Origin of the sequence: Acidovorax sp. 210-6 (assembly GCF_010020825.1) — a bacterium.
GTDB lineage: Bacteria > Pseudomonadota > Gammaproteobacteria > Burkholderiales > Burkholderiaceae_C > Simplicispira > Simplicispira sedimenti.
The window spans coordinates 2,457,093-2,479,923 of sequence record NZ_JAACJE010000001.1; the positions used below are offsets into that span (position 1 = coordinate 2,457,093).

The 22,831-nt window shown below is 65.1% G+C and carries 23 protein-coding genes and 1 riboswitch; of the genes, 10 read left to right on the top strand and 13 right to left on the bottom strand.

Features of this window, described 5'->3' with window-relative positions; genetic code table 11:
* Positions 1-51 precede the first annotated feature (51 nt).
* A complete protein-coding gene (gene ispF / locus GWK50_RS11335; RefSeq protein ID WP_162016607.1) occupies positions 52-531 on the bottom strand; it encodes a 2-C-methyl-D-erythritol 2,4-cyclodiphosphate synthase in 480 nt (159 codons plus the stop codon).
* On the bottom strand, positions 528-1,361 hold the full coding sequence (gene ispD, locus GWK50_RS11340; RefSeq protein WP_162016608.1) for a 2-C-methyl-D-erythritol 4-phosphate cytidylyltransferase: 834 nt from the start codon (positions 1,359-1,361) through the stop codon (positions 528-530). Before ispD ends, ispF begins: the two co-directional genes overlap by 4 nt.
* A 77-nt stretch (positions 1,362-1,438) precedes the next feature.
* On the opposite strand from ispD, the gene mfd reads away from it, so the two are divergent.
* On the top strand, positions 1,439-4,915 hold the full coding sequence (gene mfd / locus GWK50_RS11345; protein ID WP_162016609.1) for a transcription-repair coupling factor: 3,477 nt from the start codon (positions 1,439-1,441) through the stop codon (positions 4,913-4,915).
* 77 nt (positions 4,916-4,992) lie between these two features.
* Positions 4,993-5,658, top strand: a complete 666-nt coding sequence (locus tag GWK50_RS11350) for a hypothetical protein (RefSeq protein ID WP_162016610.1) — start codon at positions 4,993-4,995, stop codon at positions 5,656-5,658.
* Positions 5,659-5,672: 14 nt separating this feature from the next.
* Here GWK50_RS11350 and GWK50_RS11355 read toward each other — a convergent pair whose 3' ends face one another.
* Positions 5,673-6,266: a c-type cytochrome gene (locus tag GWK50_RS11355; RefSeq protein ID WP_162016611.1), complete on the bottom strand. Its 594-nt coding sequence runs from the start codon at positions 6,264-6,266 to the stop codon at positions 5,673-5,675.
* A gap of 117 nt (positions 6,267-6,383) precedes the next feature.
* A complete protein-coding gene (locus GWK50_RS11360) occupies positions 6,384-7,211 on the bottom strand; it encodes a type IV pili methyl-accepting chemotaxis transducer N-terminal domain-containing protein (RefSeq protein ID WP_162016612.1) in 828 nt (275 codons plus the stop codon).
* 261 nt (positions 7,212-7,472) lie between these two features.
* Here GWK50_RS11360 and serB point away from each other — a divergent pair, with 261 nt between their 5' ends.
* Positions 7,473-8,189 (top strand): phosphoserine phosphatase SerB, encoded by a 717-nt coding sequence (gene serB, locus GWK50_RS11365; protein ID WP_162016613.1) that lies wholly within the window; start codon positions 7,473-7,475, stop codon positions 8,187-8,189.
* Between the two features lies 1 nt (position 8,190).
* The gene (locus GWK50_RS11370) at positions 8,191-8,727 is read left to right on the top strand and encodes a redoxin domain-containing protein (protein ID WP_162016614.1); all 537 of its coding nucleotides are present in this window, start codon (positions 8,191-8,193) and stop codon (positions 8,725-8,727) included.
* A gap of 28 nt (positions 8,728-8,755) precedes the next feature.
* Here the strand turns inward: GWK50_RS11370 and GWK50_RS11375 are convergent, their stop codons facing one another.
* Positions 8,756-9,235: an Rrf2 family transcriptional regulator gene (locus tag GWK50_RS11375; RefSeq protein WP_162016615.1), complete on the bottom strand. Its 480-nt coding sequence runs from the start codon at positions 9,233-9,235 to the stop codon at positions 8,756-8,758.
* 94 nt (positions 9,236-9,329) lie between these two features.
* Here GWK50_RS11375 and ytfE point away from each other — a divergent pair, with 94 nt between their 5' ends.
* Positions 9,330-10,067, top strand: a complete 738-nt coding sequence (gene ytfE / locus GWK50_RS11380; RefSeq protein ID WP_162016616.1) for an iron-sulfur cluster repair protein YtfE — start codon at positions 9,330-9,332, stop codon at positions 10,065-10,067.
* 32 nt (positions 10,068-10,099) lie between these two features.
* Here ytfE and GWK50_RS11385 read toward each other — a convergent pair whose 3' ends face one another.
* Positions 10,100-10,573 carry a DUF2721 domain-containing protein gene (locus GWK50_RS11385; protein WP_162016617.1) on the bottom strand — a complete coding sequence of 158 codons (474 nt, stop codon included), beginning with the start codon at positions 10,571-10,573 and terminating at the stop codon, positions 10,100-10,102.
* 145 nt (positions 10,574-10,718) lie between these two features.
* Between GWK50_RS11385 and GWK50_RS11390 the strand changes: the two genes are divergently transcribed.
* Positions 10,719-11,969 (top strand): GGDEF domain-containing protein, encoded by a 1,251-nt coding sequence (locus GWK50_RS11390; protein ID WP_162016618.1) that lies wholly within the window; start codon positions 10,719-10,721, stop codon positions 11,967-11,969.
* An 11-nt stretch (positions 11,970-11,980) separates the two neighbouring features.
* Here GWK50_RS11390 and GWK50_RS11395 read toward each other — a convergent pair whose 3' ends face one another.
* Complete coding sequence (locus GWK50_RS11395; protein ID WP_162016619.1) at positions 11,981-13,171, bottom strand: PLP-dependent aminotransferase family protein; 1,191 nt, start codon at positions 13,169-13,171, stop codon at positions 11,981-11,983.
* A gap of 113 nt (positions 13,172-13,284) precedes the next feature.
* On the opposite strand from GWK50_RS11395, the gene nth reads away from it, so the two are divergent.
* From nth to GWK50_RS11410, 3 genes are all read left to right on the top strand, one after another.
* On the top strand, positions 13,285-13,935 hold the full coding sequence (gene nth / locus GWK50_RS11400) for an endonuclease III (RefSeq protein WP_162016620.1): 651 nt from the start codon (positions 13,285-13,287) through the stop codon (positions 13,933-13,935).
* A gap of 132 nt (positions 13,936-14,067) precedes the next feature.
* Positions 14,068-15,201: a GGDEF domain-containing protein gene (locus GWK50_RS11405; protein WP_242455358.1), complete on the top strand. Its 1,134-nt coding sequence runs from the start codon at positions 14,068-14,070 to the stop codon at positions 15,199-15,201.
* Positions 15,202-15,314: 113 nt separating this feature from the next.
* Positions 15,315-15,728, top strand: a complete 414-nt coding sequence (locus GWK50_RS11410; protein ID WP_162016621.1) for a VOC family protein — start codon at positions 15,315-15,317, stop codon at positions 15,726-15,728.
* Between the two features lie 258 nt (positions 15,729-15,986).
* On the opposite strand, the gene GWK50_RS11415 is transcribed toward GWK50_RS11410, so the two are convergent.
* The 4 genes from GWK50_RS11415 to GWK50_RS11430 all read right to left on the bottom strand — a co-directional run bounded on the left by GWK50_RS11415 (position 15,987) and on the right by GWK50_RS11430 (position 20,909).
* A complete protein-coding gene (locus tag GWK50_RS11415) occupies positions 15,987-16,979 on the bottom strand; it encodes a DUF4365 domain-containing protein (RefSeq protein WP_162016622.1) in 993 nt (330 codons plus the stop codon).
* Between the two features lie 300 nt (positions 16,980-17,279).
* Entirely contained in the window at positions 17,280-18,341 is a 1,062-nt protein-coding gene (gene cobT, locus GWK50_RS11420) for a nicotinate-nucleotide--dimethylbenzimidazole phosphoribosyltransferase (RefSeq protein ID WP_162016623.1), read from the bottom strand.
* 97 nt (positions 18,342-18,438) lie between these two features.
* Positions 18,439-19,200 (bottom strand): 5,6-dimethylbenzimidazole synthase, encoded by a 762-nt coding sequence (gene bluB / locus GWK50_RS11425; RefSeq protein ID WP_162016624.1) that lies wholly within the window; start codon positions 19,198-19,200, stop codon positions 18,439-18,441.
* A 45-nt stretch (positions 19,201-19,245) separates the two neighbouring features.
* A riboswitch (cobalamin riboswitch) is annotated at positions 19,246-19,436 on the bottom strand.
* A gap of 21 nt (positions 19,437-19,457) precedes the next feature.
* The gene (locus GWK50_RS11430; RefSeq protein ID WP_162018091.1) at positions 19,458-20,909 is read right to left on the bottom strand and encodes a cobyric acid synthase; all 1,452 of its coding nucleotides are present in this window, start codon (positions 20,907-20,909) and stop codon (positions 19,458-19,460) included.
* A 230-nt stretch (positions 20,910-21,139) separates the two neighbouring features.
* Here GWK50_RS11430 and GWK50_RS11435 point away from each other — a divergent pair, with 230 nt between their 5' ends.
* Positions 21,140-21,448 (top strand): cyclic-phosphate processing receiver domain-containing protein, encoded by a 309-nt coding sequence (locus tag GWK50_RS11435; protein WP_162016625.1) that lies wholly within the window; start codon positions 21,140-21,142, stop codon positions 21,446-21,448.
* An 87-nt stretch (positions 21,449-21,535) separates the two neighbouring features.
* Here the strand turns inward: GWK50_RS11435 and GWK50_RS11440 are convergent, their stop codons facing one another.
* Both GWK50_RS11440 and GWK50_RS11445 read right to left on the bottom strand, forming a co-directional pair.
* Positions 21,536-21,973, bottom strand: coding sequence for a hypothetical protein (locus GWK50_RS11440; RefSeq protein ID WP_162016626.1), 438 nt, complete (start codon positions 21,971-21,973; stop codon positions 21,536-21,538).
* A complete protein-coding gene (locus tag GWK50_RS11445) occupies positions 21,970-22,764 on the bottom strand; it encodes a protein phosphatase 2C domain-containing protein (protein ID WP_162016627.1) in 795 nt (264 codons plus the stop codon). The genes GWK50_RS11440 and GWK50_RS11445 overlap by 4 nt, the downstream gene beginning before the upstream one ends.
* Positions 22,765-22,831 lie beyond the last annotated feature (67 nt).

A 22,831-nucleotide genomic window follows, 5' to 3' on the forward strand; every position in this document is an offset into this window, starting at 1 on the left:
CCAAGAACAGTGCAAAGCCCCCCTTGGCCACCAAGAGCCCACGGGCCGGAATCAGGCCTTGAGCAACAAGGCCACGGCCCGCGCCTCGATGGCCAGGCACTGGCCCACGGGGCCCAGGCGTTCGGCGGTCTTGGCCTTGATGTTCACCTGCTCGGGCGCCAGGTCCAGCACCTGGGCGATGCGTGCGCGCATGGCGGGAATGTGCGCTGCCAGGCGCGGGGCCTGGGCCACCACGGTGGTGTCGATGTTGCCCAGCGCCCAGCCCTGCGCACGCACACGGCGCGCAGCCTCCTGCAGCAACACGGCAGAGTCGGCGCCGCGGAACTGCGCGTCCGTGTCGGGGAAATGCGTGCCGATGTCGCCCAGCCCGGCCGCACCCAGCAGCGCGTCGGTGATGGCGTGCAGCAGCACGTCAGCATCCGAATGGCCCAGCAGCCCCAGGGTGTGGGGAATCACCACCCCACCAATCACCAAGCGCCGCCCCGGCACCAGCGCATGCACGTCCCAGCCTTCTCCGATCCTGAAATTCATGTGTCCTGTTCCTTTGCAGGGTCGGTGTGCAGGCGCACACCCCCAAAACGTTCCAGCGTGGCGCCGTGCCCGCGTTGCGCCAACACGGCCTGTGCCAGCGCGAAGTCTTCGGGGTAGGTCACCTTGAAATTGAGTGCACTGCCCGCCACCAGACGCGGATGCAGGCCCATGGCCTCCATGGCGCTGGCCTCGTCGGTCACGGCGCTGCCCACATGCTCCAGTGCAGCCATCAGCGCGCCAATGCGGAACATCTGCGGCGTCTGCGCCAGCCATTTGTCGCTGCGGTCCACCGTGGACGCCACGCGCACGCCACCCGGCCCGGCGGTGGCGGTCTTGAGCGTATCGGCCAACTTGTGGGCCAGCAGGCCACCCACGCTGTCGTGCGCACAGGCGTCGATCAGCGCATCGATCTGCTCGGGCGTGACCAGGCAGCGCGCGGCGTCGTGCACCAGCACCCAGTCCTGCGCGCGCGCTCCACGGGCCTGCAGGGCACGCAAACCGCCCAGCACCGTGTCAGCCCGTGTGGGGCCGCCACAATCGACCGTGAAGTAGGCAGCACTGGGGTAGGCGTCCAGAAAATGGTCGCCCGGCGCCACCGCCACCAGCGTGCCGCGCAGGCGCGACACCCCGGCAAACGCCGCCAGCGTGTGCAGCACCATGGGATGGCCCGCCACGCTCTGGTACTGCTTGGGCAGCGCAGCCACCGTGGCCGGCCCCACCACGGCGCGCGACCCCATGCCCGCACAGGGCAGCAGCGCCCAGTAGTTGCCAGGCGTGGCAGGCGACAGGCCCAGGGCCGAGGCCAGGGGGGGAATCTGTGGGTCGGTCATGGGGGCATTCTAGAATCCCACCCCTGCGCCACTTCCGCTTGGCGCATGATGGGCAGCCCCTTGCCCTCCCTTTGCGCATGGATCTCCCCAAACTCTCCCCCGGCAAACGTTTCACCCTGCCCCGCCCCCCTGGTAGCGCCGATGCGCTGCTGCTCGCCCGCCTGGCCGAGCGTGAAAAGGCCGGGCAGCGCCGCACCGCCATCGTCACCGCCGACGCGAGCGACGCGCAGCGCCTGATCGACGAGATGGCCTTATTTGCGCCCGAGCTGCGCTGCGCGCTGTTTCCCGACTGGGAAACGCTGCCCTACGACCAGTTCTCGCCGCACCAGGATCTGATCAGCGAGCGCCTGGCCACGCTGTGGCGCATTGGCCAGAAGGATGCCGCCCAAAGCGCCGACGTGGTGCTGGTGCCCGCCACCACGGCGCTGTACCGCCTGGCGCCGCCCGCCTTTCTGGCGGGCTACACCTTTCACTTCAAGGTCAAGCAAAAGCTGGACGAGGCGCAATTGCGTGCCCAGCTCACGCTGGCGGGCTACCAGCATGTGACGCAGGTGGTGAGCCCTGGCGAGTACGCGGTGCGTGGCGGGCTGATCGACCTCTTCCCCATGGGCTCGCTGCAGCCCTACCGCGTGGATTTGTTCGACGACGAGATCGACAGCATCCGCACCTTCGACCCCGACAGCCAGCGCAGCCTCTACCCCGTGCCCGAGGTGCGCCTGCTGCCGGGCCGCGAGTTTCCCATGGACGACGCGGCGCGTGCGCGCTTTCGCAGCCGCTGGCGCGAACTGCTCGAAGGCGACCCCACGCGCAGCCGCATATACAAGGACATGGGCAACGGCGTGGCCACCGCGGGCATCGAGTACTACCTGCCCCTGTTCTTTGAAGACACCGCCACGGTGTTCGACTACCTGGGGAGCGACGCCACGGTGGTGCTGCACGGCGACCTGGAGGCCGTGTTCCAGCGCTTCTGGCAGGACACGCGCGAGCGCCACCGCCTGCTGCAGGGCGACCCAGACCGCCCGATCCTGCCGCCCGAAGCGCTGTTCCTGAGCGCCGAGCAGTTCTACACCCTGGGCAAGCCGCACGCCCAGCTCGCGCTGCGCTCGGGGGTGGAGGATGTGCCCGACAGTGCGCTGTTCCAGCCCCTGGCCGACCTGGCGGTGGTGCGCGGTGCAGAAGACCCGCTGGCCCGACTGCACGCGCACATCCGCAGCACCGCCCAGCGCGTGCTGCTGCTGGCCGAAAGCGATGGCCGGCGCGAAAGCCTGCTGGACTTTCTGCGCGCCTCGCAGCTCAATCCGCCCGCCTTCGATTCGCTGGCCGAGTTCCAGGCCAGCACGGAGGAAAAGGTCGGCATCGCCACCGCCGCGCTTGCCACGGGCTTTCGGTGGGTGGAAGAAGGCCTGGACTTCGTCACCGAGACCGAGCTGTTCGCCGCAGGCCCCACCACGCGCAGGCGCAAGAAGCAGGAACAGGTCAGCGATGTCGAAGCGCTGATCAAGGACCTGGCCGAACTCAACGTGGGCGACCCGGTGGTGCACAGCCAGCACGGCATTGGCCGCTACCGGGGCCTGGTGAACATGGACGTGGGCAACCTCAACGCCGACGGCACGCCCGCGCTGCAGGAATTCCTGCACCTGGAGTACGCGGGCGAAGCGGCGCTCTACGTGCCCGTGAGCCAGTTGCAGCTCATCAGCCGCTACACCGGCGTGAGTGCCGACGAGGCGCCGCTGCACAAGCTGGGCAGCGGCCAGTGGGAAAAGGCCAAGCGCAAGGCCGCCGAGCAGGTGCGCGACAGCGCGGCCGAGCTGCTCAACATCTACGCCCGCCGCGCCGCGCGCGAGGGCCATGCCTTCCGCTTTCAACCTCAGGACTACGAGCAGTTCGCCAACGACTTCGGCTTCGAGGAGACGGCCGACCAGAACGCCGCCATCCACGCCGTCATCCAGGACATGATCTCGCCCCGCCCCATGGACCGCCTGGTCTGCGGCGACGTCGGTTTTGGCAAGACCGAGGTCGCCCTGCGCGCGGCCTTCGTGGCCGTCACGGGCGGCAAGCAGGTCGCCTTTCTCGCACCCACCACGCTGCTGGCCGAGCAGCACTACCAGACGCTGGTGGACCGCTTCAGCAAGTGGCCGGTGAAGATTGCCGAAGTCTCGCGCTTTCGCTCAGGCAAGGAGATCACCGCCGCCATCAAGGGCATTGCCGATGGCACGGTGGACATCGTGGTCGGCACGCACAAGCTGCTGTCCGAGTCCACCAAATTCCACAACCTGGGCCTGCTCATCATCGACGAGGAACACCGCTTCGGCGTGCGCCACAAGGAGCAGATGAAGCAGCTGCGCGCCGAGGTGGACGTGCTCACGCTCACCGCCACCCCCATCCCGCGCACGCTGGGCATGGCGCTGGAAGGGTTGCGCGACCTGTCGGTCATCGCCACCGCACCGCAGCGGCGCCTGGCGATCAAGACCTTTGTGCGCAACGAGGGCACAGGCGTGATCCGCGAGGCCGTGCTGCGTGAATTGAAGCGCGGCGGCCAGTGCTACTTTCTGCACAACGAGGTCGAGACCATCGAGAACCGCCGCCAGAAGCTCGAAGAGATATTGCCCGAAGCCCGCATCGCCGTGGCCCACGGCCAGATGCCCGAGCGCGAGCTGGAGCGCGTGATGCGCGACTTCGTGGCCCAGCGCTTCAACATCCTGCTGTGCTCGACCATCATCGAGACCGGCATCGACGTGCCCACGGCCAACACCATCATCATGAGCCGCGCCGACAAGTTTGGCCTGGCGCAGTTGCACCAGCTGCGCGGGCGCGTGGGCCGCAGCCACCACCAGGCGTACGCCTACCTCATGGTGCCCGACATCGAAGGCCTGACCAAGCAGGCCCAGCAGCGGCTCGAAGCCATCCAGCAGATGGAAGAGCTGGGCAGCGGCTTCTACCTGGCCATGCACGACCTGGAGATCCGGGGTGCGGGCGAGGTGCTGGGCGAGAACCAGAGCGGCAACATGATGGAGATCGGCTTCCAGCTCTACAACGAGATGCTGAGCGAGGCGGTGCGCTGCCTCAAGGCGGGCAAGGAGCCCGACCTGCTGGCACCGCTGTCCGTCACCACCGACATCAACCTGCACGCCCCCGCCCTGCTGCCCGACGACTACTGCGGTGACGTGCACCTGCGCCTCTCGTTCTACAAAAAGCTGGCCACGGCCCGCACCAGTGAGCAGATCGACGGGCTGCTGGAGGAAATCGTGGACCGCTTCGGCAAGCTGCCGCCGCAGGCGCAAACACTCATCGACGTGCACCGCCTGCGCACCCTGAGCCAGCCCTACGGCGTGGTCAAGGTGGACGCGGCGCCCGGTGTCATCCACATCACCTTCAAGCCCCAGCCGCCGGTGGAGCCCATGGCCATCATCCAGCTGATCCAGAAGAACAAACACATCAAGCTGGCGGGCAACGAAAAGCTGCGCATCGAGCGCGAGCTGCCCGACCCCCAGGCCCGCGCGCAAATGGTGCGCGACGTGCTGCGCAGCCTGGGGCAACCGATGGCTGCGGCATGAGCAGAGCTTCAAGCAAAATTGGCAGATAGCGCTTATCCAGCAAGCGCCATTAGCTATAAAAATAATAGCAAATAACCATGTGGCTCGAACTTGCCTTCCTCCTGGTGGCCCTGGGTGCTGCCCTGGCGGCCCAGCCCTGGCGCCTGCTGGCCAGCCGCAAGCCGCTGGTGCACGAGAGTCACGGCACCCCCTCTGCACTGTGGACGCCGCTGCTGGCCACGCTGGTGTTGCTGCCCTGGCTGTGGGCGCTGCCCTCATTGCATGCCATGCCGCTGCAACTGCAATGGTCTGGCGCCTGCCTGGTGGTGCTGATGCTGGGCTGGCCGCTGGCGGTGCCGGTGTTGCTGGCCGTGGGCGCGCTGGCAGGCCTGATCGCTGGCATGGGCTGGGACGAAGCCCTGGCGCTCACCGTGTGGCTGGGGCTGGCACCGGCCACCCTGGCGCTGCTGCTGGGCGCCTTGCTGCGCCGCCTCACCGGCGAGCGCATGTTTGTGTACATCCTGGGCCGCGCCTTCATGGGCACGGCGCTGTGCGGCTTTGCCGCCTCGGTGCTGGCGCAGGCCCTGGGGCAGAGCCTGCCCGGCGTGGGCTCGGGCCTGTCGCTGGTGGCGCACTGGCTCATGGCCTGGGGCGATGCCATCGTCACCGGCATGCTGGCGGCGGTGTTCGTGGCCTTCAAGCCTGAATGGCTGGCCACCTGGTCCGACCGGCTGTACCTGCGCTCGCCTCCCCACGGGCGCTGAGCGCAGCGCCGGGTTCAGGGCAGTTGGGACAGATAGTCCGCCACGGCCTTGGTTTCCAGCTCCGTCAGGCGCGAGGCCACCAGGTGCATGGCTTCGTTGTCGTTGTTGCGGGTGCGCAGGTTGAAGTCCTTGAGCTGGGACATCAGGTAGCGCGCGTTCTGACCCGCCAGGCGCGGCAATGTGGCCGTGCCGGCCGCATTCTCGCCATGGCAGCTGGCGCAGGCCGGCACGCCGGACCAACTGTTGCCCTTGGTGAAGATGTAGCGCCCCACCGGAATCAGATCGGCATCGGACACACGGTGCGTGCGCGGCTTCTTGGCGGCATAGAAGTCGGCCAGTGCAGCAATGGTCTCATCGGACAGGTCCGCCACCTGCGGCGCCATGGTTTCGCTCACCCGCTTTTTCGAGCGGAAGTCCTGCAACTGCTTGATCAGATACTGGCGATTCTGGCCCGCGAGGGACGGGAAAATCGGCGACGTGGCGTGGCCCTCCGCGCCGTGGCAGGTGGCGCAGCGGCTGCTGATCAGGCTATCGACCGCTGTATCGGCGGCCCAGACGGTAGAGGAAGCAAGGAAGGCGCCGACAAGCGCCAGGGTGCGCAGTTTCATGGGATGGGGCGGCTGTGCGTGGTTTTGGATCTGCGTATTTTTCCTGCAATTTCCCAAGCGTGCTGGCATGGGTTTTTCTTGACCTACGTCATGCCGCAATCCAGGACGCAAGGAAGGCTACCCTTGCTGCCGTCGGGCCTGCGCCACGAGCAAGGCCACCACCTCTTCCGTGGCCGCCAGCACACGCTCGCTGTCCCCGGCCACGCGTTCGGCACGCAGGCGCAGTTGGGCCGGCGTGCCCTCGGCAAACAGGGCTTCCTCGCAAGGCTTCCAGACGCTTCGCAAGCGCGTGGCCGCACTGCGCACCTGCGGGTCCAGCAGGCGGGCGCCCTCCAGCTGCTTCAACACGGCCGTGAAATGCGCGCGGCTCAGGTGCAGCTCCATGCCCGCCGCGCTGTCGTGGATGTCCCAGGTGCGAAAAAGATAGAACTTGGCCATGCGCTGCGACAGCATGCGCTGGCGCCCGGCAATGCCTATCCACTGGTTGAATGGCGAGCTGGTCAGGTGCTCGTAGGCCAGCGTGGTCCGGTGAGCGGCCGTTTGCAGCAACTCGCTGGCGTCGTAGAGCGCCATCGCACCGTGGCGGTGGGGCTCCCCCGCGAGCAGCAGGGATTGGAAGTCGCTCCAGCGCACCTCCAGGGCCGCAAGCCGTTCCTGCACCACCACCTGGGGCGCAAAGCCCTTGAGCGCCGCAAGGTGCGAAGCAAAACGCGCCACGGAATCATGCAACAAATGGCGGGCCTCCTCCGCCGCGATCGACTGGCCCCACTGCAGATAGGCTTTGGTGGTGCGCTGCGTGAGCATGCGCAGACGGCCGGACAAGTCCACGGCCGCAGGCACATCCAGCTTGGCGGCACCCGCCACCTGGGCGTGGGCCGTGCTTGCGAGCAAGGGGGGGCCCAATGCGCCGCCCAGGAGCCACATGCAGAAGTCGAATCTGTCCATGAAACACCTTTCAGAATGGGCGGCGACGCCTCCAGCGCTCAGGGGAAAGCGCTCCTCCCGCATTACAGCAATGTATCGGAACGGCTGGCGTAGGCTACCCCCGTCTTCGCGCGCAGCAACCCCGATACACTCACGTTGTCAGTGCCGGGCGCGCCGCCGATCCGACCGCGCCCGAGCCCAACCCACCAAAGCAACGCCCACAATCACGATCCAGCGCTTGTCCATCGAGCGTTGATCGCTATTGAATACATAGCAGTCATCATGACCCCCCCCAGAGAACTCTCGCCCGGCCTGGTTGTTCAGCATCTGCCCACGGCCCGCAAGCTGACCGACTACAAGCTCATTGCGTTTGACATGGACTCCACGCTCATCAACATCGAGTGCGTGGACGAGATTGCCGACGCCGCCGGCCGCAAGGCCGAGGTGGCCGCCATCACCGAAGCGGCCATGCAGGGCGTGATCACCGACTACAAGGAGAGTCTGCGCCAGCGTGTGGCATTGCTGCGCGGCGTGCCGGTATCGCACATGGAGCAGGTGGTGCTGCACCGCATGCGCTTCAACCCCGGCGTGCGCGAGCTGATCCATGCCTGCCGCAATGCCGGGCTGGCCACGCTGCTGGTCTCCGGGGGCTTTACCTTTTTTGCCGACCGCGTGAAGGCGCAGCTGGGCATCCAGTTCGCACGCGCCAACGTGCTGGACATCGAGAACGGCCTTCTCACCGGCCGCATGGTGGATCAGGTGTGGGGAGACATCTGCGACGGCGCGGAAAAACGCCGCACCCTGCTGGAGGTGGCCTCCCTGCTGGGCCTGGCGCCGGAGCAAACCATTGCCGTGGGCGATGGCGCCAACGACCTGCCCATGATGGAGGCCGCCGGCCTGTCGGTCGCCTTCCATGCCAAGCCTTCGGTGCGCGCACAGGCCCAGGTGGCCATCAACAGCGGCGGGCTGGACCGCCTGCTCGAAGTCCTGCAGCCTTGACATGCCCACCGCCCTGCGCTGGCTGGGCCAGCACCTGCGCAAGCGCTGGCGCGCGCACGCGCTCAACCTGCTGATGCTGTTGGGCGTGTTTGCAGGAACCCACTGGTGGCAAACACGCAACCTGCCCTCCGGCCCGCTGCCCGCGTTGCCATTGGAGTTGGCCAGCGGCGAGCGCCTCAGCCTGGAGCAGTGGCGCTCGCGCCATCCAGGCCAGGCCACTGCGCTGTACGTCTGGGCCCAATGGTGCCCCATCTGCCGCGTTCAGGAACCCACCATCACGGGCCTGCAGCAAGACCACCCGGTGCTGACCGTGGCCATGCAATCGGGCCAGACTGCGCAGGTCGCCCGCCTGCTGCAGGAACGCCGCCTGCCCTGGACCACCGCCGTGGACCCCGATGGGAATATTGCTGGCGCCCTGGGCGTGCATGCCGTTCCCACCATCCTGGTGATGGATGCACAAGGCAACGTGACCGGTTCGTCGGTCGGCTACACCAGCGCCTGGGGTATGCGCTTGCGGCTGTGGTGGGCGAACTGGTAGTCACCCACCCACACAGGCACTCAGTCTCTCAGTCCACCGGCCGTGGCAAGCCAGGCACCAGGGCGATGGGAATCACACCGGCCGATGGTGCCGCCTGCCCCACGGGCGCCATCAGGTCTTCCAGCGTCAGCGCGTCCAGCACCGCAAAGAAGGCCAGCATGGCCTGCCCCAGCACGCTTTGCAAGCGGCAGTGGCTGCTCAGGCGGCACTGGTTGTTCTCGGGGTCAAAGCATTCCACCACCACAAAATCGGATTCCGTGGCACGCACGACCGCGCCCACGTTGATCTCCTTGGCGGGGCGCATCAGGCGCATGCCACCGCCACGCCCCCTGGTGGTTTCCAGATAACCGCGCGCAGACAGGTCCTGCACGATCTTGGTCAGGTGACTGCGTGAGATGCCATACGCCTCAGCCACTTCGGTGATGGTGACGGGAAGCGCCCGCTCATAGCAGGCCGCGCAGTACATCAGTACCCGCAGTGTGAAGTCGGTCCATTGGGTCAGTCGCATGGCAACAGCCGCTCATAGATAAAAACAGGCATGTAACTTGCATTTTATTAGATAAAATGAGAAGTAGAAATACCCATTTTCTAGGACATACCCCATGAGTACCACCTCCCCCGAAATCCAGGCCCTGAATCCCGCCATGTCGATCGGGCAAATCGCCGTGGACTTGCCCGGCGCCACCGCAGTGTTCCGCCGCCTGAAGCTGGATTTTTGCTGCGGCGGCCACCTGAGCCTGACCAGCGCCACGGCCGAGAAAGGCCTGGACTTGCAGGCCGTGCTGGCCGAGCTGGCACAGTTGCAGCGCCCCAGCACCCCGACGGGTATCACCGAGCCCAACCCGCTCATCGACCATATCGTGGCGCGCTACCACCAGGTTCACAAGGCCCAGTTGCCCGAGCTGATCCGCATGGCGCAACGCGTGGAATCGGTGCACCGCGCCAACCCGAACGTCCCCGCGGGCCTTGCCAGCCTGCTTGAAGCGGTGCAGCAAGACCTGCTCTCGCACATGCACAAAGAAGAGGCCATCCTGTTCCCCATGCTCAAATCCGGCGGCAACCCGTTTGTGAACCAACCCATCAGCGTGATGCGCGCCGAGCACGTGGACCACATCGCCACACTGGAAAAGCTGGCATCCATGACCAACGATGCTACGCCACCCGAAGGCGCCTGCAACACCTGGCGCGCGCTGTACGCCGGCATCGGCCAGCTCTGCGACGACCTCTACAACCACATCCACCTGGAAAACAACGTGCTCTTCCCGCAGTTTGAGGCCAAGGCCCGCCAGGCCATGGGCGGCGGTGGCTGCGGTGGGTCGGGCGGCTGCTCCTGCAGCTGATCCTGCGGCCGGCAGGCAAGGCACCCAGAGCGTCAAGCCTGGGTGCTTTTTTTCGTCTTTTCGAGTTCCAGCAGCAGATGGAAGTTGAACAACCGGGTCGCCAGCACCGTCTCGGTCATGAAGCAGGTCAGCGCGAGCAGAAACGAGCCCACCCCCAGCAAGAACCCGGCCACAGCCATGCGGCTGGCCTGCAGCCCCGCCGTTTCGCCCAGAAACAGCAGGATGATGGTGATGCCGATGAAGAAGGCACATGCCGTCAGCAGCGCAATCGCCGCATTGGCCAGGTAGCCCCTGCGGCGCAGCGTCAGCAATTCCTGCACTGCCTGTTCTGACGAATCGGGATCGCGCCGAGCCCTTTCTTCCACAACCCGCGCGCGGTCGATGATGCGGGCCAGTCGCCCCGCCACCACGCCGATCATGCCGGACACCGCCGTGAGCAGAAACACCGGCGCCACCGCCAGTTGAATGCCATGGGTGATGGCAGAGGTATCAAGCGCAAGAGGCATGGGCAAGGCAATGAGTGGGCAAGCGCTGCATTATCGTTGCGGCACCCACATCGGGAAATCCCTGCCCTTCTGAAGGCATGCGCCCACCCCAACACCAGACATGCGATGCCACAATGAAGGCGCACACTCTTACCACCGTTGCGCCATGGACATCACCCACAACCCGCTGTGGCACATGCTGCCAGTCGCCGTGATGGTGGTGCGCGATGGCGTGATCCGGCATGTCAACCTGGCATGCCAGGTGCTGTTCGAAGCCGACACTGCGGAGCAGATGGTGGGCCACCCGACCACCGAGTTCGTCCACCCGGTCGATCAGCAGCGCTCCAGCGGGCGCATCCAGAGGGTGGCCAGCGCACCCGAGAGCGGCATTCCCAACAAGTCCACCGAAATCCGCATCCGCACCTGCAAGGGTCAGTTGCGCATGGCGCTGTTCACCAGCGTGGCGGCGGAGGTGGACGGCCTGCCCTCGGTACTGATCTGCGGCACCGACATGACGCACCAGAGCGAAATCCAGGCCCAGTTGCGCGAGAGCGAGCAGCATTTCCGGCGCCTGTTCGAGAACATGCGAGACGTGTACTACCGCACCAACGCCCAGGGTGTGGTGCTGCATGTGGGCCCTGGCGTGCGCCAGGTGCTGGGCTACGACCCGCAAGAGATCATTGGCCGCACAGCCGAGTCCTACTACCCACAAAGCTCGGACCGCGACGCGTTCAAGGCCGCCATCCAGGCACATGGTGCCGTGTCCGATTTTCCTGGCCAGATGGTGCGCAAGGATGGGCGCGTCATCGACATTTCCATCAGCAGCCAGGCGGTGTTCGATGACGACGGGAATTTCGCAGGTGTCGAGGGCATTTACCGCGACATCACCCAGCGCAAGAACCTGGAGCGCGAATTGCACCGTATGGCCAGCACCGACACCCTGACGGGCATGGCCAACCGCCGCGTCTTCCTGGAGCGCGCCGAAGCCGCCTTTGCGCATGCCCGCACCGAGAACCAGCCGCTGGCCCTGCTGATGCTGGATCTGGACCATTTCAAGCAGATCAACGACCACCTGGGCCACCTCGAAGGCGACCGTGTGCTGATAGCGTTTGCGCAGGCGGTACAGTTGCTGCTGCGCGCCGACGACACCGTGGGCCGCCTCGGGGGCGAGGAGTTCGGGGTGTTGTTGCCGGGTTCAGGCCATGACGGCGCGCTGGCCATTGCCGAGCGCATCCTGCAACACATCCGCGATCTGTCCCTGCCCGGCCCGCAAGGCCAGCCAGTGCAGGTCACCACCAGCATCGGGCTGGCCTGCCAACTGCCCACAGACCGCAGCCTGCGCGACCTGCTGGACCGCGCAGACCAGGCGCTCTACCAGGCCAAACGCCAGGGGCGCGACCGCTGCGCCTGCGCCTGAGCCCAGGCGATTTACAAAGCTTGCGCCAGGCGCGCCACGCCCTCGCGAATCTTGTCCACGCCGACCGTGGCGAACGACAGGCGCAGCGTGGCGTGGTCGGGCTGGGCGCAGAAGAACGGCGTGCCGGGCACGAAGGCCACGCCCTTGTCGATGGCGGCCTTGGCAAACACATTGCCGTCCGCCACCTTGCCACCCGCGCCCGTGAGGCGCGCCCACACGAACAAACCGCCCTGGGGTTGCACGAACGCGATCGCGTCGCCCAAATCCTTGCGTAGCGCGTCGCCCATGGCCTGGGCACGCTCGGCGTACACCTTGCGCACATGGGCCAGCGTGGCGGGCATGCGGCCGGCCTTGAGGTACTGCGCGGCCGTGGCCTGGGCGAAGGTGCTGGTGTGCGCGTCGCTGAACTGCTTGCACATGGTGGCCTTGGCCAGTAGCTCGGCCGGGGCGATCATCCAGCCCACGCGCAGGCCGGGCGACAGCACCTTGCTCAGGCTGCCGCAGTGCACCAGCAGCTCGCGGCTGCCCGGCACGGTGGCCGAGAGGGCCAGCAGGCTGGGCGGCGGCGCCTCGCCAAAATACAGGTCGCCGTAGGGGTCGTCCTCGACCACCAGGGTCTGGTACTTCACAGCCAGCTCCAGCACCTTCTTGCGGCGTTCCAGGCTCAGCATGGCGCCACTGGGGTTGCCGAAGGTGGGGATGAGGTACACGAACTTGGGCCGGTGCTCGACGATGAGCTTTTCCAGCTCGTCGGTCTTCACGCCGTTGCCGTCGATGGGCGCGCTGATGAGCTGCGCGCCATACAAGCGGAAGCACTGGATGGTGGCCAGGAAGGTCGGGCCTTCGACGATCACCTTGTCGCCGGGGCTGATGAGCGTCTTGCCCAGCAGGTCCAGCGCCTGCTGGCTGCCGGTGGTGACGATGAGGTTCTCGGGCGCCACGCCCTGCGCGCCCTTGCTGGCCATGAACGCGCTGAGCTGCTCGCGCAGCGGCTGGTAGCCCTCGGTGGCGCCGTACTGCAGCGCGGCACCGGGTTCCTCGGCCAGTGCCTGGTTCACGGCGGCCTGGATGCCGTCCACGTCGAACATGGCGCTGTCGGGGAAGCCCCCAGCAAAGCTGATGATGCCGGGCTTGCCCAGCAGCTTGAAGAGTTCGCGGATGGCGGAGGTTTCGACGTTGTTCAGGCGGTCGGCGAATTGCATGGCGTGGATATCTGGTTGGCGGGAGACTGCACATTGTCGCCAATCGGAATGCAGGTTTCCTGCATCCGGGCGCCAATGCCCCCGGCAGGCGCTCTGCCCCTACACTGCGCGGCATGAAAACCGCGCTGATCGAACCCTTCTTCGCCACCCTCAAGGCCGCCAACCCGCAACCCAACACCGAGCTGGAATACACCAGCGTGTTCGAGCTGCTTACCGCCGTGCTGCTGTCGGCCCAGGCCACCGACGTGGGTGTGAACAAGGCCACGCGCAAGCTGTTCCCGGTGGCGAACACGCCGCAGGCCATCCTGGACCTCGGGCTCGAAGGGCTGGAGGGCTACATCAAGACCATCGGCCTGTACAAAAGCAAGGCCCGTCACCTGATGGAAACCTGCCGCATCCTGGTGCAGCAGCATGGCGGCGAGGTGCCGCGCACGCGCGAGGCGCTCGAAGCCCTGCCCGGCGTGGGCCGCAAGACGGCCAACGTGGTGCTCAACGTGGCCTTCGGCCAGCCCACCATGGCGGTGGACACGCACATCTTCCGCGTCAGCAACCGCACCGGCCTGGCGCCAGGCAAGAACCCGCTGGAAGTCGAGAAGCAGTTGCTCGCGCGCGTGCCCCCCGCCTACGCGGTGGATTCGCACCACTGGCTCATCCTGCTGGGCCGCTACGTGTGCCAGGCGCGCAAGCCGCGCTGCTGGGAGTGCCGCGTGGCGCCGTTCTGCGACTTCCAGCCCAAGACGCCAGCCCCACCGGTGCGCTATTGAATCCATACCTTGTGGCGCCCGCGATACGGGCACCACAAGCCAGAATGGCTCCAATAGCCCTGCGCAGCGGCCAGCGGCGGCGCTGGCTATACTGGGATCGCAACGCCGCACGAAGCGCACCGATCCCGCCTGATGACGAACCTCGACCCGCGCTCGCTGATCGCCATGGCGGGCCTCATGGCCTCCCTGATGGCCGTGGTGCTGTATTTCATGCGGCGCTACTACCCACCCAGCATCCAGGGCATAGGCTACTGGGCCAGCGCCCCCATGACATGGCTCTTGGCCACCGTGATGTTCAGCGGGCGCGGCGTGTTCCCCGACCTGTTCTCCATGGTGATCGCCAACACCCTGCTGCTGCTGGGCACCACGGCCTTCTACGTCGGCTGCCGCCGCTTCCTCGGCCACGACGGTGGCTGGCGCCTGTGGGGCACCGTGGCGGCGCTCGCGGCACTGCTGTTCACCTGGCTCACCTATGGCCACCCCAGTTACCCCCTGCGGCTCGGGAGCTTCACCGCGCTGATGATCTGCATCTATGCCGCCAACCTGCGCTTTCTGCTGCGCCATGGCGGCAAACGCTTTCCGGTGCGGCTGGTGGAGGTGGTGCTGGCGCTGCACATCGCGGTGCTGGCCGTACGGCTCTCCACCACCTTGGTTGGCCGTGCCGGCAGCGACCTGATGGAGCCTTCGCTCTACCAAACCCTGTACATCGGCGCCTATGTGCTGACCGTGCTGATGCTGTCCATTGGTGCCGTGCTGATGGCCACCGACCGCCTGACCACCGAGCTGAATCACCTGGCCACGCACGACGCCCTGACCCACACGCTCAACCGCCGCGCCCTGCTCGAGCGCTTCGAGGAAGAACTGGCGCGCAGCCTGCGCACCGGCCGGGGTCCGGCCATCATGATGCTAGACCTGGACCACTTCAAGACCGTGAACGACACCCTGGGCCACCAGCACGGCGACGCGGTGCTGGTGCACTTCGTCCAGTGCACCCAGGCCGTGCTGCGCCGCGGCGACCGGCTGGGCCGCTACGGCGGCGAGGAATTCATGGTGCTGCTGCCCGAAACCGACATCGACGCCGCCCGCAGCGTGGCCCAGCGCATCCACACCGCCGCCGCCTCGGGCCACGCACTGGACTGCCAGCTCAGCATCGGCGTGACCACCTGGCACGGCCCCGGCGACACGCTTGACGCCATGCTGGCCCGCGCCGACAAGGCCCTTTACCAGGCCAAGGCGCAGGGACGCAACCAGACCTGCACGGCCTGAGGCGGCCTACGGCGCCAGCCCGAGGCCACAAGCCGCTTGTCAACCAATACTGTATGCAATTACAGTATTGGTTGTGCGAATCGCGCACGCCCACCCCACACAGAAGCCACCCCATGCTTGACCACATGACCTTCCGCGTCACCGACATCCAGCGCGCCAAGGCGTTCTACAGCGCGGCCCTCGCGCCCCTGGGCTACAGCGTTTGCCTTGAGGGCAACTACGGCATGAACATCCTCGGCTTCGCCTACCCCGACCCCGCCGAGCCCGACGGCAAGAAGGCCGACGTGTGGTTCATCGACGGCCCCTCCCCCTACGGCGGCCCGCCGTCCACCACGGGCTGCCACCTGGCCTGGAAGGCCCAGACCCGCGCCCAGGTAGACGCCTTCTACGCCGCCGCGATCGCCGCCGGCGGCAAGGACAACGGCGCCCCCGGCCTGCGCCCGGACTACCACCCGCACTACTACGGCGCTTTCGTTATCGATCCGGAAGGCAACAACATCGAGGCGGTGTGCCATTTAGCGGAGTAAGCGGGGCGCGGTGCTTCGGCGGCAATGGGCGGGTAGATTTCGAGTCGAATTGGCCCGTAGCATCCGCCCTCATTGCGCTGGAAGCTATTGATTTCATAGCTACTTGCGCATTTCATTTCCGTAGGCAGTGGCCTCCGACGCGTTTGGTGCCTCTCCTCACGCAATAGCAAGGACTGAGCTGGGCATGGGGGTCTGCAAGCGACCCTGAGCAGTCATACAACAACCTATAAATCGAATGCCATCTACACAAATGAAATTTTATTTGCTAGCTGCTAGAGCAGCTTGAAATTGCTCGATACGTGGAAATCTCTGGTAATAAGATTCCACCTGCATTCCAAAAAAGCCTTCCTGTGCGACGTGCAGTAAGCCTGCGTCAAGCATTTTCCCTGCTTTGACAAGTTCCGCTTCTTTTTGGTGAATTAACTTTACAAGGGCTCTGCCACGAGCAGTGAGCGGCGCAACGAAATGGGGTTGCATTTCTCGATCTTCCCAATCAATAAGGCAATCTGCAAAGTCAATTTGAGCCAATCCCTGAGCAAGAAGAAATTTGACATAATTAAATAAAAAATGGTGCTCTTGATAGCCCATCCCCATTCCAAATTCTGATCTCTTGACTAGTAGGTTAAATTCCACAGCGTTGCAAACCATATCCATGCCGTAATAGATGCTGCGGCAAATATTTGTCAATCCGTGTGTAAATAGATCGAAATAACTCAGAGGAAATCCTGCATCTCTAGAGCAAGTGCTTAGTAGTACCTTCAAGACTTCCTCTAGGTCGACTATGAATGGTTCGGCCTGAACGCCGGCAGTAGCAAAAAGTTGTGTGGGCTCAGTGCTCTGCAGTAGGTTGTACTGCGGGACTTCGATAAAACTTTTCTCAGTTCTTGCTGGAGTTCTCAGAGCCTGTCTCACGTCAGCCCAGTAAGAATGATTTGTCGTGGGGTCATGCAACACAAGAATTACAGGCAGTGGAAATGACTCCCAATAAGCTCGATGCTTTTCCTCTGGGTAAAACTTCCATCCCTCTGTTGATTCATGCTTGAAGTATGAAGGGCCGGATTTGACCTGGACTGCAATGACTTTCCCCGTCGCAAAACCATCAGGATTTACAAACTCCAAATTTCCATCAATGCCAACGTCACCTGTTGAAGTCTCTCTCCAAATTTGTGAATTGTTTGCTGCGTAGTTTTGCAGTGCATTAATTCCTAAACGTTCTTGAGCGTATGACAAGCCAACCTTTGGGAGTTGCATGATTTTATCTTTTGAAACCAATTAAATGTAGAGAAAGAAGGTTTAAAGCTTTCCCGCAGGGTGGCAACCAAATTGTGGGGGGCATCTGGTTGTTTGATCTTATCAACGCAATGACCGGAGTTGGCCGAAAGCTGCCCCATAAACGACGCCGCTTCACTCCTGCTCAGGCTCAAACACATCGCCCAGATCAAGAGTCAAATCGCCCTGCAGGGCATATCCAACAAGCGCTAGCAGCTATTGATTCAATAGCTGCTAGCGGATTCCGTTGCCTCCACTTGGGGGCAACGCCGGGGCTACCCATCACGCTGCGGTTTGCCCCGACACCCCCGCCGCCTCAAAGCTCGCCATCTCGCGCAGGATGCCGCAGGCCGATGGCAGCAGCGGCCAGGCCAGCGCGGCGCCGGAGCCTTCGCCCAGGCGCAGGCCCAGGTCGAGCAGGGGCTCGGCCTGCATTTGCGCGAGCATGAGCTGGTGGCCGCGCTCGCCCGAGCGGTGGGCGAAGACGCAGCGTTGCAGCACATGGGGCTGCAGGCGGCTGGCGACGAGCACGGCGGCGCTGGTGATGAAGCCGTCCACCAGGATCACACGGCGCTCGGCCGCGGCCTGCAGCACGGCGCCCACCATGGTGGCGACTTCGTAGCCGCCGAGCGCTGCCAGCGCATCAAGCGGTGCGGTAGCGGCGACGTTCACGTCCAGCGCCTGTTGCAGCACGGCGCGTTTGCGCTCGATACCGGCAGCGTCCAGCCCGGTGCCCGCGCCGGTGCATTCGGCCAGTGAGAGGCCGCACAGGCGCGCCAGCAGCAGCGAGGCGACCGATGTGTTGGCGATGCCCATTTCACCCAGCAACAGCGCGTTGCCCGGCAGGTCGCGCACCAGTTCGGCGCCGTTGTTCAGCGCCTGGGCGCATTGCGCGGCGCTCATGGCCGGGCCTTGGCTGGCGTCTTGCGTGCCAGGCGCCACCTTGCGCAGCAGCAGGCGAGGCTGGCCGGGGGCGGCTTCGCGCGGGGCGATGTTGCGCGCCACGCCGCAGTCCACCACGGTGAGCGCCAGGCCGTGCTGGCGCGCCAGCACGCTGACGGCGGCGCCGCCGGCGAGGAAGTTTTCCACCATCTGCCAGGTCACGTCGCTCGGGAAGGCCGAGACGCCGCGCGCGGCCAGGCCGTGGTCGCCCGCGAAGACGACCATTTGCGGCTGCTCCAGCGCCGGGGTTTCGGTGCCCAGAATCTGCCCCAGCGTGAGCGCCAGGCTTTCCAGGCGGCCCAGCGAGCCCAGGGGTTTGGTTTTGTGGTCCAGCTTGTGCTGCAGGGCCTGGGCGAGCTGCTCGTTGGCGATGTCGGCAATCAGGGGCAGGTGGGCATTCATGGCTTGTTCAATTTTCAATCGGGGTGGGGCGCGGCCCGCACACGCAGGCCCGCGCGATCAATGGCGGTGCGCGCCGGGTCGGCGCGTGGTGGCGGGGTCAGGCGATGGCTTCGCGGCCGCGCTGGGCCGCAGCCTGGTCGCGCTGCAGGTGGGCGATGAGGGGCTGCTGGTCGCCCTGCTGGCCCCATTGGTCGAAGTACACGAGGTCTTCCATGGGCAGGCGCGGCAGCCAGCCAGCGGTTTCCAGTTCGGGCTTGGCATGGAAGTGGCTCACGTAGCCCACGCACAGGTAGGCAATGGGGGTAATGCCCTTGGGAATGCCCAGCGCCTCTTGCAAGTCCGCCTGGTGGAAGATGCTGACCCAGCCCACGCCCAGCCCTTCGGCGCGCGCGGCCAGCCACAGGTTTTGCACGGCGCAAACGCTGCTGTACAGGTCCATGGTCTTCATGTGGGTGCGCCCCACCACCACGGGGCCGGTGCGCTCGCGGTCGCAGGTGATGCAGATGCCGACAGGCGACTCAACGATGCCTTCGAGCTTGAGCTTTTGGTAGGTGGCGCGCTTGTCACCCTCGAACATGCCGGCGGCTTCGGCGTGGGCCTTGGCGAAGGCAGCGTGCACGCGGCGCTTGGTGTCGGGCGAGCGCACCACGAGGAAGTTCCAAGGCTGCATGAAGCCCACCGAGGGTGCATGGTGCGCGGCGGTGAGGATGCGGCTGAGCACCTCGTCGGGCACGGGCGTGGGCAAAAACTGCCCGCGCACGTCGCGGCGTGAAAAGATGGCGTGGTAGATGGCGTCGCGCGCTTCTTGCGTGAAGGCGTGCGCGCTGGGCGTGGCTTGCGCCACTGCGCTGGTATTCATGGCAGTCCCCTGTGCGTGAATAGTGGCAGCGCTGCCCGGCCTTGCAGCGCCAAAAATGGCTCAGGCCGGTCTTCTGGCTTGGAGTCGTCTGCCTTGGCACACCTTCCCGGCTGGGCAGCCAGTGGCATTTGTGCGCGGCATCGTCCTTACAGCGTTGGGCACGCGGCGGATTTGCACCGCCTTCCCGATTCTCCCGTTGCGTCATCGCATTGGGCACCTGAGGGGCGGGATCATAGCAGCGGCAGGCCGCGTATTTCTTACGCGATGAGCGCGTCCAACACGCCCGGGTCGAAGTGCCGGGCCACGCCATCGGCCAGGCCGTCAAACACGGCATCGAGCGTGGGTGCCTGGGCGCCAAACAGGGCGTGCAGCACGGCGGCGTCCTCGAACAAACCGTGCAGGTACACGCCCAGCACATTGCCCGCCGGGTTCTGCCAGGCGATGCCGGGCATGACCTCGCGCGCCACGTCGCCCTTGGCGGCCATGGCGGGGTGCTGGGCGGTCTGGCCGTGGTGGATTTCGTAGCCCTCAGCACGCACGCCCGAGAGAGGCGCCCAGGCGCCGGTAAGCTGCCCGAAGGCCGCGCTGGTGCGCTGCACGGTCTTGGCAGGCTCGAACACGGTGACCAGCGGCAGCAGGCCCAGGCCGGGGCCGTTGCCGTCGATGCCCTCGGGGTCGATCAGTGCCTCGCCCAGCATCTGCAGGCCGCCGCACACGCCGAGCACGGTGCCACCCTGCCCCGCGTGCGCGGCGATGGATTGGTCCAGCCCCTGCGCGCGCAGCCAGGCCAGGTCGGCGGCGGTGGCCTTGGAGCCGGGCAGCACGATCCAGTCGCTGGGCCGCAGGCCCGCCACGTCGGCCGGGCTGCGCACCCATTGCAGGCGCAGGCCGGGTACGTTCTTTAGTGGCTGGAATTCGTCGAGGTTGCTGATGCGCGGGTAGGCCACCACGGCCACGGTGGTGTGCACGGCGCCGGGGGTGGTGCTGCGGTCGTCGAACACGCCATCCTCCTCGGGCAGGCCGTGGTGCCACTGCATGGGGATGGTGGCCACGGTGGGCACGCCGGTGCGCTCCTGCAGGTGCTGCGGCGCGGGCGCGAGCAGGCTGGCGTCGCCCCGGAACTTGTTGAGCACGAAGCCGTGGATCAGCGCGCGCTCGTCCTCGGGCAGCAGCGCCCAGGTGCCGTAAAGGTGGGCAAAAGCGCCGCCCCGGTCGATGTCGGTGACCAGCAGGCAGCGCGCACCGGCATGGCGCGCCACGCGCATGTTCACGATGTCGCTGGCGTGCAGGTTGGTCTCGGCAGGCGAACCCGCACCTTCGATCACCACCACGTCGTTCTCGGCGCGCAGTTCGTCCAGCGCGGCGGCAATCTGCGGCCACACCACGGCGCTGCGGCCACGCCAAGGCAGCGCGGTGAGCTCGGCATTCACCTGCCCCAGCAGCACGACCTGGCTGTGCGTGTCGGCCTCGGGCTTGAGCAAGAGCGGGTTCATGCGCACGCCGGGCACGGCGCGCGCGGCCAGGGCCTGGAAGTACTGCGCGCTGCCGATCTCGCCCCAGGCGCCGTCGATGCCCTCGACCACGCGCGCGTTGTTGCTCATGTTCTGCGCCTTGAACGGCGCCACCTTCAGGCCCTGGTTGCTGTAGTAGCGGCACAGCGCGGTGGTGAGCCAGCTTTTGCCGGCGCCGCTGGTGGTGCCCAGCACCATCACGCAGCGGGCCCGTCGTGTGTTTGCAGTGGAGTTGGTGATTGTTGCCATGGGCGCAACGATACCCGCTGCGCACAAGGTTCTTTCGCCATCAGGCTCTCTGTTACGTTGCGGCGCAGCCATGGTAACGACACCTTTTGTCGCAGCACTGAAGAAAATGTTTCCTGCATTCCCCTTCCACGCTGGAGCCAGCCCAGTCCAGACTGGGCCCAGCAGAAACGGAGCGAACCATGTGGCTACTGATTGACGACGCGCGCGACCTCAACACCGACGCCATTGCCCGCACACCAGAAGCGGGGCAGCGCCTGCTGGCCAGTGGCCCCTGGGCCTGCCTGTGCCTGGACCATGACCTGGGCACTGAACAAACGGGCCTGGACGTGCTGCACTGGGCCATAGGGCATGACTGCTTGCCTCAACGTGTGCAGCTTGTCACGACCAACCTGACGGCCCGCAGCAAAATGTCCTCCGCGCTGCATGCTGCCGGATACACCAGTGCAGACGGCCTGAACTTCAAATACACCGATGCGGTGAACTCTTGACCCCTTCAAGAGAGCACAGATTCGTATGTGGTGCGAGGTGCAAAAATGCTGGGATTGCTCTACGTCACTGCGACAGCAGCTTGGCAGTCAAGTCATCTTCTGAAGGGCAAGACCGACGGCCGTCAATCTTGCGCAGACATCACCAGATTCAAAATTCCAACCATCAGGCATCGATGTTTTGTATTTTTCATTGACAAGAGCAACCTGCGCTGGTTTTTCTATCTTGGCTATCCACAAATACTTGTCCAAAAATTCCGCCACCCTCTCCACAGTCCACCCTTGCCGAAAGCGTTCGGTGCATTCATCGCGCAAATACACGCAGGGAACGAGATGCTCATGGTAGGAAGCAATGTCGCTTGTCTGTCCTTTGATCGCGTAGCTGTTGTGAATGTAGGGATGCTTGAAAAAGCGCGTATCCAAGCTCGCCCCTTCTTCCCAAAGATCGTGAATCAATTGCGCAAGCCGATACAGCCTGCGCTTGCGCCCTTCGTTTACTGGATGGGGATTGGAGTGCGAATAGCTCATGGTGCAAAGAATGGTCGGTTTGAAGACGATTGTGACTGACAAAAAATCAACGAGAAGTTGTCGGGCGCCCCGGCCCTGAGCACCGCCCTGCGCAGTATCTGGGCTTGCGCCAGCGCAGAGGTGCCCGGCACGATCAGTTGCTGCAGCGATGCACTGTCCAAGGTGTCGTGCACGCCATCGGTACACAGCAGCAAGGCATCACCCGGCAAAAAGGGGGTAGCGCAGTGGTGGATGTCAAAGTCCGTGTCCTCGTTGTCCGCCGCCATGCAAGAGTCCAGAGTGTTGTAGACGGTGGCGTATTCCTCGTCTTCTTCGGCCTCACCACGCGCAATCATGCCGTTGAGGACGGTGTGGTCGCGTGACAGTTGCTGCCACTCGCCCTGTGAGGAAAGGCGGTACACCCGGCTGTCACCCACGTTCATGACCGAGCATTGCTCACCCTGGATTTGTACCGCCGCCAGCGTGGTAGCTGATCCGATGGTTTCGCCAAAGGCTAGCCGATCACACAGGCGGCCGTGCATGCGCCGCACCAGGCCTTGATCAATCGTTACGCCGCCTTGTATGGCTGCGGCCAACTCCTCCAACACCGTGCGACTGGCACGCTCTGCGTGGGGGGTACCACCTAAGCCATCGGCCACGGCCAGGGTAACCATGTCGGCATCCATCTGGTGGCAGGCGGGGTGCAGGTTGCGTGCCTGGAAGATGGCCACACCGTTCCAAAGCGTGTCCTGTTGCATGGGGTAGCGCCAGTCTGTGCCTTGGTGCTGGGTGTAGGCAATGTCCAGAATCATCGCAATCCTTTCTGTGGTGGCGACCGGAAACGGCCCGAGGGTCGCTCGTTGCCATTATTACGATGGG